The following is a 13,581-nucleotide window of genomic DNA, read 5'->3' as shown; positions in this document are numbered from 1 at the left end:
AGTGCTTGTTTTTGCTTTTAAATAAATTATATTTTTAATATAATTGTAAGTATTTTAACCAACAGGTACTTTTCTCTTATAATGATTAACGCAATCACCACATCAGCGGAGTTTAAAAAGATGGCTAAGAAGGCTTTGGCTTCTATTTTTCTTTTTATTCTTACCTATATCTTTCTGGTCATCTTCGCTATAGGTTTAACTGTTGCCCTTGGCTATATTGGTTATTTACTCATCGAGTTTTATGCTAACTGGTTCACCTGGATTTTTGGATTGGTATTATTAGGGGTTGGTTCAATTGTCTTAATCTTCGTTTTTAAATTTATTTTCACGCGAATTCCTGAACCTGAAAGGATTTTGGTTGAGCTAAAGGCCGCAGAAGAACCGGTATTATTTGCATTGATTAAAGATATTGCAAATGAGGTAGGGACACGCCTTCCTAAAAGAGTTTATCTGTCCCCGGAAGTTAATGCAGGAGTATTTTATGATTCCTTGTTTTTTAGCATGTTTTTTCCAGTCAGGATGAACCTGCAGATTGGAATGGGAATTTTAAATACGCATTCCAAAGAAGAGTTGAGGGCAGTTCTTGCCCATGAATTTGGACATTTTTCCCAACGTAGTGTGCGGCTTGGTAGTTACGTTTACAGTGCCAATAAAGTCTTGCGCAATATGCTGTATGAGAATGATAACTTTGAACGAACGCTAGATGTCTGGGGAGATATCATCTCTTATTTCAAGCTTGCCGGGGTTTTGGCTGCTCTGGTCATTAAAGGGATGCAATCCCTCTTGCAAAAGGTTTATGAGATTCTGAATGTCAATTATTATGCCCTTTCAAGAGAGATGGAGTATCATGCCGATGCAGTTGCAACGCATGTTGCGGGCTCCAGAACGGTAGCTTTATCTTTATTGCGCCTGGAAATCGCAGAAAGTTCATTGAGTATGGTCCATAGTTACCACGAAAGTAAAATAGGTCAAGGTTTAAAACCTTTAAATATTTATCCCAACCAATATTTCGCGATGAACCATTTTGCCTCATTGAGGAGGATAGAGATCCAAAATGGTTTGCCCAGGATGGATATAGATCAGGTTTGGAAATCAACTGGAACCAGGATTGTATGGATTGATCCATGGGCAACCCATCCCAATATTGAGGATCGTATCCGAAGGATTAAAGCGTTTGACATACCGGCCAAAGCGGTGTCTGTAGATCTTGCCGCAAACTTGCTGACAAATAAAATAGCACTACAAGAACAGCTAACCACAAAGATTTTTGAGCATCATTTTATTTATTCGAATGCACCGGAGTTGACTGATTTTCAGCAATTCGAATCGGATTTTTTAAGTCATTACGAAGATATGTTTTTTGATGAACGCTATTATGGGTATTATCAGGATCGGTTACCATATTACAATTTTGATCCCTCGATCCTCGATAGTCCTGTTGAAACAGAGGTCAGCTATGAGGAATTATTCAATGAGGCGGGGTTTATTGAAAATCAGGAACGCAGCACACTTGAATCCGATCTTCAACTATTGGAAGAAATTAAACTGGAGATTGGTGCCATTAGAAGCTTTAGTTATGATGGCCAGAAATATCAGACCGCAGATTGTGAAGGTCTGATTAGTTTAGTTCAGGAATCTATTGAAGGAATAAAAGAAAAGATCGAGCAACGTGATAGACTGATATTGGATTATTTCAAGAGATATGCGTTGCAATTTGATCAATTTGAACAGTGGAAGGAAAACTTAATGTTGTTTAAGGAGGTTGCGGAGGCCACCTTTAGTTACCAGCTGGTTTACCTTGATTTAATGAATTCCAGCAACTTTATGACCGTACAAACACCATTTGATGTAATTGAAGAGAAAATGGTGTTATTTATAGAAAGCGAAAATACTTTTAAACTGGTGTTGAAGGCAATGCTGGATAATCCGGTCTATAAAGAGGAATTGACCGCGGAACAGGTCAATTTGTTTGAAAAATTCCTCGCTGAAGATTGGGTTTATTTTGATCAGAATAAATACATTGAGGAGGATTTAGATAGATTTTTTGCGATCATTCCGGTTTTTCGTGGCTTATATTATACGATCTGCCTGAATCATAAGCGGAGTTTTTTAAGTTATCAAAGCAGCTTATTTCCGCAAAGAATGGTTTCTCTTTCAGCCTAATTATGTTGATGGTTGGCCATTTTGGAATGGGCTATTTATATACTATTGTCAAACTGTACGTCCTTCTTTTTCTTGGGTGTACTGCCAAAATTATAACTCAATCCAAGATAGATCATTCTCGAATTGCTACTTGTTTTTACATGTTGAACCAGATAGGGGCCTTGCAAGTCAACCTCCTGCCTTTGTGTCTTAAATAAATCTGAACCCGCCAGATAAATAGACCCTTTCTTCGTAAAAATATCTTTTCTCAACGCAGCATTCATCACAAAACTGGGTAGAAATTTCCCTTGTGGACTCAGCCTTGAAGATTTGTAAATAGAATTCAGTTGAAAACTAAGCGTATTTGAAATCAAATAACCAGTATTGAAATTAGCCGACCAGGTAATTGTCGATTTCTTATTGGAATAACCCAGATTACTGGCATCAATCTGATTGTAGAAAATATTAGGTGTCAGGCTTAAGTTGAGCTTGCTGTTGATATTTCCCGACAGGACCACATCAGCGCCCATAGCCCGATCATTGGCTAGATTCTGTTGTTTTGTGACCAGTACGGAATCATTCAATGGTGTAGTAATGGAAGTGAATCGGTTGTAGGTATACCGGTAATAAATACCAGGCAAAATACTCAATCCGTTCTTGCGCCATAAGTAGCCGGCTTCCACAGAATGAATGATTTCCGGCAATAAATATGGATTACCAACCCTGATATTCGTTGGGTCTGCATACTCTGCAAAAGGATTTAAATCATCGCCTTCCGGTCTTCTAACTCTTCTGCTGTAATTTAATTGCAATTCCTTATGGTCATTTAGCTTATAGCTGAAATGTAGAGTAGGGTAAACTTTAAAGTAATGGTTTGGGATGGAGGTCCCAGCGCTAATTAACGCGGAATTAAGGTCAGTATACTCTGCTCTTAGTCCAACCATTACCGAAATTTTGTTTTGCTCATGGGAAAATGTACTGTAAAAAGCATGAATACGTTCCCGATAGATGAAACGATTGGTTTTCAATGCGTCAGTTACAAAGGCCCCATCTTCTGGCTGAAAAACTGCCCCATAAAAGTCCAGGTCATTTTTATTAAACTGCCCATCATAGCCGGCTTCCAGTTTGCTGTTTTCAGAGAGTGGATTTTCATAGTTTAAGGTCAGATTTTTCACATCTGCGGTTTGTTTAATCAAGGTGTAATCTTGCTGATCTGCCTGAATAGGGAAACGAAAACTATTGGTAAAATGGTTGTTTTCTGTTTCTGGTGAATGCGCAATATTGAATTCCATCCTCAGTTTATGATTCTCTTTTGAGAAATTATGTTCAAAATATAAGAGGGCTGAGGTATTGCTTTCTTCTTCTGAATTTTTCCGTTTACGATCATAATCCTGTGTCAAGCCCGTCGAATTGCTTACCGTTTTAACAGTCAGGTCGTTTTTGTACTGGCTTCTGAGGTAATAATTACCAGATAGTCCAAAGCTATTTTTGTCATCGATGTTATAGTCTATTCCCAAGGTCGCAATATGGGAGAAAGGACGGGTTTTAGATTCCAGCTGATCATGATAATTGTTAGTGGCATCAGTTTCTGGATCTCGCTGAATGCGGTCATTACTGGTTTTTCTAATCCGATCGTCCTGGCGGATGCTGTAACTGCCAAAAAGATTCAATCGACCCGGATTATAGCTGAAAGAACTACTGGCGTTGTAACGCTCCCGATTGCCTATGTTGCCTGTCAGATTGCCATTCCAGCCTCTTTTTGTCGTTTTCTTTAACACGATATTGATGATGCCACCTGTACCATCAGGTTTATATTTTGCGGAAGGGTTGGTGATGACCTCAATCTTTTCAATGCTATTTGCCGGGAGTTGTTGTAACACCGCTGCTGCATTCTTTCCCATTAAAGGCGAAACTTTCCCATTGATCAAAATAGTCGCAGTGGAGTTCCTCAAACTCACATTGCCATTCAGATCTACCTGTACCAATGGTACATTTTGCAAGACCTCTGATGCCGATCCGGATTTTGCCATCAGGTCCATGTCTACCTGGTATACTTTTCTGTCGATTGCATTGCTAAAAATAGCTTTCCTGGCACTAACCTGTACTTCATGTAAGGTTTGTTTCGAGTCGTCCATAAACAATGGAAAGGTCTTAGTCCCATTTAAACTGAAAACAGGGGTTTTAACATCATCAAAACCAATAAAACTTGCCTGTAAGAAATAGCTTCCAAAGGGAACCGCTTTCAAATTAAATGCCCCTTTTCCATCGGTAACTTCATGAACAACTACGGAGCTATCTTTTGCTGCTTTCAGCACAATGTTCACAAATTCCATGGGGTGTTTAGAAGATAAGGCGGATACTTTTCCGGAAATATTGCCCTTTGATTGCCCGTAAACGGCCAGATTTCCAAGAGTAAAGAGTAATAACAAGCTTAGGTAATAAGTCGGTTTCGACATGTAATTGATTCGGTTTCTGCATAATTACGAATCAATTCTGTGTTCTTTCTGGAGAGTACTGGGATTTGGCGGTTATTTAACCGGTACAAAGTCTACACTTTTAGAAAAGATCTTGAAATGCCAATATCCTTTCACTCTTAACAGGCCTTTATTCGTAATAAAAGCATAGGAACTCCATTCTTTCCCGGTTAGCGCATCGTAAATGATGCCATCTTCCCAACTATTAGTTTTCTGGTTGTATTCCAGTAGTTTTAGAATCTCCAGACCCAAGATCTTGCGTTTCCTTAGGGAAGGATCAGGGTTTTGGTCGTCTCTTCTCATTTCTGCAGGCCTACTGAGGTCATCAGTGTCATCAAACCAAACGATTTTGGCCTTGTACTTATGGTCGTGCTTGTAAACCTCAACAATGAGGTTCTTTTTTTCAGTCATCCATTTGCCCACTATCCGATCAGGATTCTGAGGGCTTTCCTGTGAGAATGCCGGTAATCCACTAAGAAGAACAATAACCAGGATGGTAAAAAAAAGTATTCTGCGCATAGATGGATCGTGCTTTTCATAAAGCTACTGTTTAAGATAGTAAGTTCATAGCCCCTTTTTTTGATTAAGGTATCATTTTTCCGTTGTCATTCCGACTTCGTATAGCTTCTGCGCCGTTCGCATACTTTTTCAAGAATTTCAGGAAATGACTCAAGTCGTTAAAGCCAAAATCATTACTGATTTCTTTTTTAATCTTAACACCGGAATTAAGCTGTGTCTCGATCAATTTGTATTTGTAATCGTCAATATACTGCTTAATTGAAACCTTTACCTGTCGCTTAAATAAGCTACTCAGGTAGTTCGGTGAAAAGTTGAAATGCAGGGCTAGTACGCTAAGTTTTAGTGCTTCTGGTTGATGGATGTGTGCATGGATAAATTCAATAATTGAAATGACCAGATCGCCATTGGAAGAAGGAGTAAGGATGATATTTCCAATTGCATTTCTTTTGAGTATACTGAACACAGCACGGATCAAATGAAACATTACCTCATTGCCCGTTCCTGAGTTCGCCTCCCATTCTTGTACGATTAACCTCATCAATTGTTCGATTTTCTCCAGATCATGCTCAGATTTCACCAAACAAGTATCATAAGTTGCCCCAATCGCCAGTAAATGATCCACTAGTTTTTTCCATGCTGCGGATGTCTTTTCATTTGAAACGCCCTCCAGATACAAGTTGTTGAATTTCAAAACGCTGAATTCTGTGCGTTCCTCAATGTCAAAAATATGTGCATCCTGTGGGGCCAGTAAAAATAAACTTCTTCCGGAATAGTGCTGATTTACTTGATTGTGGGCATGAACACCTTTACCTGAATGAATAAATATCAGTTCGTAATGGTCATGGTTGTGCAAAGGAAAAGGCCATTTTTCCGTTTCAAAATGCCTTACAAACAAGGCTTCATGCTGAATAAATCTTTTCACAGTTGCTTTTTACAAGTATAAGATGAATATCTACCATTTATAGATTTGCTCGGGTGATAGCTTTGCAGCATTCATCAAATGATCAATTATGGTACCCAATCAAAGTACAAAGATACGCGTAGGAGTGATTCCTTTAATGGCAGTTTCCGCAGGAATTATAGTAGCAAACGTGTATTATAACCAGCCAATTCTTAGGGAAATAGGAATTACGATGCAGGCTTCAGAGAGTGAAATCGGAAAAATCTCTATGATTTCACAACTAGGCTATGGATTAGGAATGTTTTTCCTGCTTCCTCTTGGCGATAAGGTGAACCGGAAAAACCTGATCGTTTTACTGGCTTCTTTACTTTGCTTAACGCTGATTTTGGTGAGTTTCTCTACCACACTTTTGCAAATCTCCATACTCAGTTTTTTCGTCGGATTATTTTCTACCCCAGCCCAAATCATCCTGCCCATGGCTGCCACTTTAGGGAAGGAAAATAGAGGGGCAACAGTAGGAAAGGTGTTTTCCGGAATCCTCGTTGGGATTTTAGGAGCAAGAGTGATGGCTGGCCTCCTGACCGAATGGTTTGGCTGGCGTTCCGTGTTCGGATTTTCCGCGTGTATGGTGCTGATCATGACCGTTCTTTTGAAAATATACCTTCCAGAAGCACCGGCAAAATTCAAAGGGAATTATGGCAGTCTGCTCAAATCTACCTTGTTATTAATCAAAGAATATCGTGTCCTCCGACAAGCGGCAATCCTGGGTGCCTTCACTTTTGGCGTGTTCTGTTCCTTCTGGACCACATTGACTTTTCATTTGAGTGCAGCGCCCTTAAATTTTCATGCCGGAACCATTGGTTTATTTGGTCTGATTGCTATAGGAGGGGCTTTAGTAGCCCCGTATTTTGGAAAGCTGGCGGACAAAGGAAGCGTGTATAAATCTTTGTTGATCACCGTGTCCATGATCATTGGTAGTATCATCCTGATCAAATTATTCCCTTTTTCTATGGCCGTATTGATCATCAGCGTCTTCTTTCTCGACATTGGGGTACAAGCCACACAAATCACCAATTTTACCAGAATTTATAGCCTGGATGAAGCGGCGCATAGCCGGCTAAATACCATTTACATGACCACCTATTTTATCGGTGCTGCAGTAGGAACTTATGCCGGTTTACTGGCCTGGAAATTTGGAGGATGGGAGGGAGCTACCTGGCAGATGCTTGCATGGAGTAGTATGGCCTTGGTAATTGTACTGATTTCTGCCAGAGCGAGGGTTTTAATTCCCTCTAAAACTGCTGCCGCTTAAGCTTTTTATTGAAGTTTTTTAAGGGCTAAACACCATAGTGTTATATTTACACGATGTTTAGGCCTATTATTAACATAAACATCAAATTCATGGCTAAGAATTTGTCAAAAATTAAGTATACTAAATTAATAATTATATATTTGCAACCTCAAAAGGACTTTACTTGTTTTGAACATTAAAACAGGTAATTCGAGCTAAAATTGCTGAATTCTTTAAGAAATCTTCAGTTTTGACCTTGAATCCTCTAGAAATGGTCATTCAAAATGATAGGCTGGTTTTGAAGACTGAATGAACAGATGATTTGAAATCTTTTTGTTTCCCCAGGTGGATTTGCCGGGTAAGGATTTGGGGCTGGGATCATTGAATAATTACACTAAACATGAAACTAAAGTTGTCATGCGAAAGCAGGAAACTTTCTAATTTTAAAGACAAACCAAATGCTTAATTTTGTTCTCTTTGGCCCACCGGGTGCAGGCAAAGGCACTCAATCTCAGAAATTGATCGATCAGTATCAATTGATTCACATCTCAACAGGTGACCTTTTTAGGGCTCACATTAAAAATCAATCCCCACTAGGGCAGAAGGTAAGTGAGTTGATCGCAGACGGACAATTGGTTCCTGATGCTATCACCATCGCAATGTTGGAAGAAGAAGTGGATAAAAATCCAGAAGCTAAAGGCTTTATATTTGACGGGTTTCCACGTACAGTTCCACAAGCTATCGCACTGGATGAGTTTTTAGAGAGCAAGGGCAGTAGTATTGCTGGTGTAATCGCTTTAGATGTTGATCAGGAAGAATTAACCAAACGTATCGCGCAACGTCAGTTGGAAAGCGGTCGTGCGGATGATCAGGCAGATAAATTGCAAAAAAGAATTGACGAGTATTTCAGCAAAACGATTCATGTTTTGCCGTATTACGAAGCGCAAGGTAAACTAAGTAAAGTAAACGGAATCGGTAATATCGATACGATCTTTACCGAGTTACGTGCGGTTGTTGATCAGTATTAGTAAAAAGATGTGCCGGAAAAACCGGCATATTTATCATAAATTTGGTGCTGTTTTAAACCAGTATCGCAAAAGCCCGACTTTATAAGTCGGCTTTTTTATTTTTAAAAAAGAAGGTTATGTCGCAAGGATCAAATTTTGTAGATTATGTTAAAATATGCTGCCGCTCAGGTAAGGGAGGGGCAGGGTCTTCACACTTGCATCGTGATATACGCACTTCTACAGGTGGTCCTGATGGTGGTGATGGTGGGCGTGGTGGACACATCATATTGAGAGGAAACTCACAGTTCTGGACTTTACTCCACTTAAAATATCGTAAGCATATTATTGCTCAAGATGGTCAACCAGGATCAAGCGGTACCTCTTCTGGTAAATTTGGTAAGGATGAAATTTTGGATGTACCCCTTGGAACCATCGCTAAAGATGCGGAAACAGGAGAAGTGCTTTTCGAAATTACAAAAGATGGAGAGACCAAAATTCTAACTGCCGGTGGTCGTGGTGGATTGGGTAACTGGCACTTTAAAACGCCAACCTTACAAACACCTCGCTTTGCACAACCTGGAGAATCAGGTAAAGAGCAATGGATGGTTTTAGAATTAAAAGTATTGGCTGATGTAGGTTTAGTAGGTTTCCCTAACGCAGGTAAATCAACTTTACTTTCTGTATTGTCAGCAGCGAAACCAGAAATCGCAGATTATCCTTTTACTACTTTGGTTCCTAACCTTGGTATCGTGGCCTATCGTGGTGGCAAGTCATTCGTAATGGCAGATATCCCAGGTATTATTGAAGGTGCCTCAAAAGGTAAAGGCTTAGGTTTCCGTTTCCTTCGTCATATTGAAAGAAACTCTGTATTGCTGTTTATGGTACCTGCAGATACGCACCGTACCATTTCTGAAGAATATGAGATTCTTAAAACTGAATTGAGAGATTACAATCCGGAATTGATGCAAAAGCCTCATTTATTGGCAATCACTAAATCTGATATGTTGGATGAAGAGTTGATGGCAGAAATGAAAAAGGAGATCCCTGCTCATGTTCCATCATTATTTATCTCTTCAGTTGCTCAAAAAGGCTTAACTGAATTGAAAGATATGTTGTGGGAATCCATTAATGAAGAAGCATAAACAACAAATGTGCTCCTATAAATAAGCATTCAGAACATCGAATATAAAGAAGCCCCTTCTTTTGTCTAAACGACAGCAGAAGGGGCTTTTAGTTTTACTGATTATTCTATTTTAATGGTGTATGGCATGGTGATTACTACATTCTCATCCCATTGTTTATCGTCTGAGGCTATCCTTGTCAAGGCTTTATCTATTTGTCTAAAGGTGGATTTTATAGGTATTAAAGGCACTCCTTTCTGTCTGTCATACTCACTTACCGATCTTTCAGCTACATTCGCGATAATAATCGGAATAATTAAAGTCACCTGATTTCGATCCGTTAATAAGAATTTATAATCTATGTTGTACAGCCTCTTGTGATCTGGAATTATTTTGTACAGCAGCGGGTCGCTCATTAAAAGCCGATTGATCTTTATTTTCTCGCCTTTTTTAGAGACTTTTAGCTTGATATTATAAATATAAAGGGCAATACTATCTTTAATAACATGACGCGCATTGTTCTTAGCTATGATCTTCCCTATTTCTTTTTCCATCAGAATCTTTTTAGGATCCTGTGCTATTGGTTCTTGAGCAAATGAGTGTAGAGGGATAAAACCAGCAATAAGAAGTAACAATATTTTAAATACTTTCATATGGATTATTGACTAAGTAGGGAGATTGATTCTTACACTTTAGTGATTTCTTAAACTTGGATGGCGGTCAATTTTAAATATTTCAGTGTTCATTGGCCTAAAGATCACTACATTCTCGTTCCATTGATTATTGCCGGAAGCTATCCTTGTAAAGGATTCTTCTGTAGTTTTAACCACTGATTTTATCCCAATTAAAGCATCAAATCTCTGATTTTCAAATTCCCTTGTAGATATAGAAGCGGTGTTCGCGATGATAATAGGAATAATTAAGGTCACATGATCCCGGTTCGTTAATAGCGATTTATAATCGAGCTCGTAAAACTGCTTGTAATTCGGGTATATTCTATACATTAATGTGTCGCTAACTAAAAGCTGGTCTACCTTAATTTTATGCTCTTTTGTTTTGGTAATTTTAAGTTTAAAATTAAAGCTATAAATCGCAATGCTGTCTTTTATAATACGATCAGCTACGTTCCGCTGTATAATTTTAATAATACTTTTTTCTAGCAAGGCTTTGTCCGATTGCTGTTTTGGAGGTTTTTGTGCAACCGAATGTACTGAGATAAAGACTGGAATAATAAGGATTAGTATTTTGATTACTCTCATGATAAGTATTAAATTCAGTTTTGACTTTATTGATTCCTTAAACTTGGATGGAGATCAATTTTAAATATTTCAATATCGATTGGCCTTAATACCACAACATTTTCCTTCCATTGCTTATCCCCTGAAGCTATCCTTATAAAGGATTCTTCCATAGTTTTTGCCACTGATTTTATCCCGATCAAAGTCTCAAATCTCTGATTTTCAAATTCCCTTGTAGATATAGAAGCGGTGTTCGCGATGATAATTGGAATAATTAAGGTCACATGATCCCGATTCGTTAATAAGGATTTATAATCGAGGTCGTAAAACTGACTATAATTTGGACATATTTTATACAAGAGTGAGTCGCTAACCAAAAGCTGGTCTACCTTGATTTTATTTTCATTAGTTTTTGTGATTTCAATTTTAAAATTGAAGCTATATATCGCAATGCTGTCTTTTATAATACGATCAGCTACATTCCGCTTTATAATTTTAATGATACTTCTTTCCAGTAAGGCTTTATCCGATTGCTGTTTTGGAGGTTTTTGTGCAACTGAATGGACTGAGATAAAGCCAAAGATAATAAGGATTAGTATTTTGATTACTTGCATAAAGATCGAATTGTAGATGATTTCTTAATCATGTAAAGCGCAACACTAAGTCTTATTTGTGCGTAAGTGTTATTTAAATATATCCTATTGAATTTTATAAATTTCAGTAATATTTGGTGATAAAATCACCACATTCTCTTCCAATTGACTATCGTCTGAAGCGATAGCCGATAAAGATCTTTTCATTGTTTCCAATGCAGACGATAGGCTTACCAAAGGTTGTCCCTTCTGTCTTTCAAACTCACTTACGGATATACTAGCCACATTTGCGATGAGGATGGGAATAATTAGGGTCACCTGATTTCTATTCTTAAATAAGAATTTATAATCAATGTCGTATAACTTCATGTAACCTGGGAATATTTTATACAAGAGTGAGTCGCTAACCAACAGCTGGTCGACTTTAATTTTATTTCCCTTTGTTTTACTGATTTTTAGTTTGAAGTTATAACTATGGATCGCAATGCTATCTTTAATAAACTCAAGTTTAGCTCGCTGTGTAATCTTATATATTTTTCTTTCTAACAGAACCTTATTGGATGCTTGTTTTACAGGTTTTTGAGCAAAAGAAAGCAGCGGATTAAAGCCTAAGATGACGAGGAATAATATTTTAAAATTAACAGGAAACCGTTTATTTTTGAAGCATGCGCTCTTAGGGATCATATTTGCTTATTGAGAATTTTCTCCATGCAAATGCTGCTCGCTACTTCTTCATACTGACCATAGTTCGGAATCACCTGATACCCTCTTTTCTGATACAACATTACCGCTTCTTTCTGTTTCTCTCCGGTTTCCAGAATACACCTTTCATAGCCCATCTCCTGTGCCCAATTTTCCAGATGAACCAGGATTTGTGAGGCAATACCAGTGTTTCTAAATTCAGGATGTACAAACATCCGTTTCAGTTCCATGCTTTTCGGGTCATATTCCTTGATGGAACCGCAACCTATTGCAACTCCTTCCATGTAAGCGATAATCACATGTTTAATGTCATCGGTTTTATTGAACTGCTTGAAAAACAGCTGCGCTTCAGCGCCGTTATTTTCATTTAAATTTTCATCTAAAAGTGCAATGAGTTTCCTGAAATCTAAATGATCAGGATTTGTTCTGCTAAGGTGTACGGTGCTATTCATGGCATATCATTTTGCGAGCTGTGATTCCGCTTTAACTCAGCTTCGGTTAAACCTTAATTAATATATGGGTTTTTTGGGATGTTCTGTATTTTATATCCTTCTTTTTTAAGTTGTTGCAATTCTGCTGCTGTAGGGATTTCCTTGAAGACTATCGCTGATAACACTTGTCCAGGGATGATCTTTAACTTCAATAATAGGTCAAGAAGAGACTTTTTGAGATAGATGGATCTAAATTTCTTGTTCTTTTTGTCTGCAGTAATACCTTCAGCACCGCTAAAATAGAAGTTCGGATTGATGCGTTTAAAAGCAACCATTGGTAAGTTAAGTCCGGCGGCAAATTTCTCAAATTCCCGCTCCGAAACCTTATAGACAAAATTGCCTACTGGCTCATAGGAGAAACGGTTTTTCCATACGCTGGAACCCAGGTTGTTTTTGATGGAGTTTAAAGTGTTCACCATAAACAATAACAAAGGCATTTTGGAGATTGGATCTTGTGGTTCAATGATCACAATTCCTTTTTTACACACACGGATCATCTCGTACAAAGCAGAATATGGCCTTGGGAAATGATGGTAAGACTCCTTGCAAAGGACAAAATCATAACTATTGTCTTCAAAAGAGAGTTTCTCTGCATTTTCCGACCGGAAATCATTTACGATGCCTTCCTGATGGGCAATGCTTAAGAAATCAGTGTTGAGGTCCGTAGCGGTAGCCTGATTGCCATTGTTGAGGATATACCTGGCGTCAAAACCATAGGCATCACCTACAGTCAGCCATTTTTGTGCTTTGTTTTCTAAAAGCGGATTCAGACAATCAAAAAACAAACTTTGTAGCCATGATCCTATGCTTGTGGTATCTTCGTATCGGCTCTTTTTAAAATAATCGGATTTAGCTTCCGGCGTTGGAAACTTCTCGTTATACCATTTTTCATGGAGTTCATAGCTTTCTTTGTGGAACATTTTAGTATTATTGGTTTGGTTATAATAAATCTAATTATTTTTTTCCTTAAGGATTAAGCGCAAATGTTAAATTGTGTTAATATTTGACTGGTCTATAGTTGGTTAGCTGTCTTGATGAAGCTTGTTGGCATGAATTAAATAGGAAATTCAGAAAGGGCTTGATCTTTGCGCCTGAGATTTCA

Annotated in this window: 13 protein-coding genes; 4 read left to right on the top strand and 9 right to left on the bottom strand. The window is 38.2% G+C overall.

Annotation, left to right across the window (positions count from 1 at the left end; translation table 11 throughout):
- Positions 1-81 precede the first annotated feature (81 nt).
- Positions 82-2,163: a M48 family metallopeptidase gene (locus GM920_RS22200; protein WP_182961588.1), complete on the top strand. Its 2,082-nt coding sequence runs from the start codon at positions 82-84 to the stop codon at positions 2,161-2,163.
- 35 nt (positions 2,164-2,198) lie between these two features.
- On the opposite strand, the gene GM920_RS22195 is transcribed toward GM920_RS22200, so the two are convergent.
- The 3 genes from GM920_RS22195 to GM920_RS22185 form a co-directional block, all read right to left on the bottom strand.
- Complete coding sequence (locus GM920_RS22195) at positions 2,199-4,598, bottom strand: TonB-dependent receptor domain-containing protein (protein WP_182961587.1); 2,400 nt, start codon at positions 4,596-4,598, stop codon at positions 2,199-2,201.
- Between the two features lie 72 nt (positions 4,599-4,670).
- The gene (locus tag GM920_RS22190; RefSeq protein ID WP_182961586.1) at positions 4,671-5,135 is read right to left on the bottom strand and encodes a DUF2147 domain-containing protein; all 465 of its coding nucleotides are present in this window, start codon (positions 5,133-5,135) and stop codon (positions 4,671-4,673) included.
- Between the two features lie 64 nt (positions 5,136-5,199).
- Complete coding sequence (locus GM920_RS22185) at positions 5,200-6,057, bottom strand: helix-turn-helix domain-containing protein (protein ID WP_182961585.1); 858 nt, start codon at positions 6,055-6,057, stop codon at positions 5,200-5,202.
- A gap of 88 nt (positions 6,058-6,145) precedes the next feature.
- Between GM920_RS22185 and GM920_RS22180 the strand changes: the two genes are divergently transcribed.
- From GM920_RS22180 to obgE, 3 genes are all read left to right on the top strand, one after another.
- Positions 6,146-7,348: an MFS transporter gene (locus tag GM920_RS22180; protein ID WP_182961584.1), complete on the top strand. Its 1,203-nt coding sequence runs from the start codon at positions 6,146-6,148 to the stop codon at positions 7,346-7,348.
- A gap of 437 nt (positions 7,349-7,785) precedes the next feature.
- Positions 7,786-8,355, top strand: a complete 570-nt coding sequence (locus tag GM920_RS22175; protein ID WP_182961583.1) for an adenylate kinase — start codon at positions 7,786-7,788, stop codon at positions 8,353-8,355.
- Between the two features lie 116 nt (positions 8,356-8,471).
- Positions 8,472-9,476 carry a GTPase ObgE gene (gene obgE, locus GM920_RS22170; RefSeq protein ID WP_182961582.1) on the top strand — a complete coding sequence of 335 codons (1,005 nt, stop codon included), beginning with the start codon at positions 8,472-8,474 and terminating at the stop codon, positions 9,474-9,476.
- 101 nt (positions 9,477-9,577) lie between these two features.
- On the opposite strand, the gene GM920_RS22165 is transcribed toward obgE, so the two are convergent.
- The 6 genes from GM920_RS22165 to GM920_RS22140 form a co-directional block, all read right to left on the bottom strand.
- Positions 9,578-10,108, bottom strand: a complete 531-nt coding sequence (locus GM920_RS22165) for a hypothetical protein (protein ID WP_182961581.1) — start codon at positions 10,106-10,108, stop codon at positions 9,578-9,580.
- Positions 10,109-10,147: 39 nt separating this feature from the next.
- Entirely contained in the window at positions 10,148-10,714 is a 567-nt protein-coding gene (locus GM920_RS22160) for a hypothetical protein (RefSeq protein WP_182961580.1), read from the bottom strand.
- Between the two features lie 26 nt (positions 10,715-10,740).
- Entirely contained in the window at positions 10,741-11,307 is a 567-nt protein-coding gene (locus tag GM920_RS22155; protein WP_182961579.1) for a hypothetical protein, read from the bottom strand.
- Between the two features lie 84 nt (positions 11,308-11,391).
- Positions 11,392-11,655 carry a hypothetical protein gene (locus GM920_RS22150; RefSeq protein WP_182961578.1) on the bottom strand — a complete coding sequence of 88 codons (264 nt, stop codon included), beginning with the start codon at positions 11,653-11,655 and terminating at the stop codon, positions 11,392-11,394.
- Positions 11,656-11,966: 311 nt separating this feature from the next.
- Positions 11,967-12,440 carry a GNAT family N-acetyltransferase gene (locus GM920_RS22145; protein ID WP_182961577.1) on the bottom strand — a complete coding sequence of 158 codons (474 nt, stop codon included), beginning with the start codon at positions 12,438-12,440 and terminating at the stop codon, positions 11,967-11,969.
- Between the two features lie 53 nt (positions 12,441-12,493).
- Entirely contained in the window at positions 12,494-13,399 is a 906-nt protein-coding gene (locus GM920_RS22140; protein ID WP_182961576.1) for a class I SAM-dependent methyltransferase, read from the bottom strand.
- Positions 13,400-13,581 lie beyond the last annotated feature (182 nt).

This window comes from Pedobacter gandavensis, assembly GCF_014172405.1.
Taxonomy (GTDB): Bacteria; Bacteroidota; Bacteroidia; order Sphingobacteriales; family Sphingobacteriaceae; genus Pedobacter; species Pedobacter gandavensis.
Note: the sequence above shows the minus strand (reverse complement) of the source record. Positions and strands in the feature narration are given on the sequence as shown.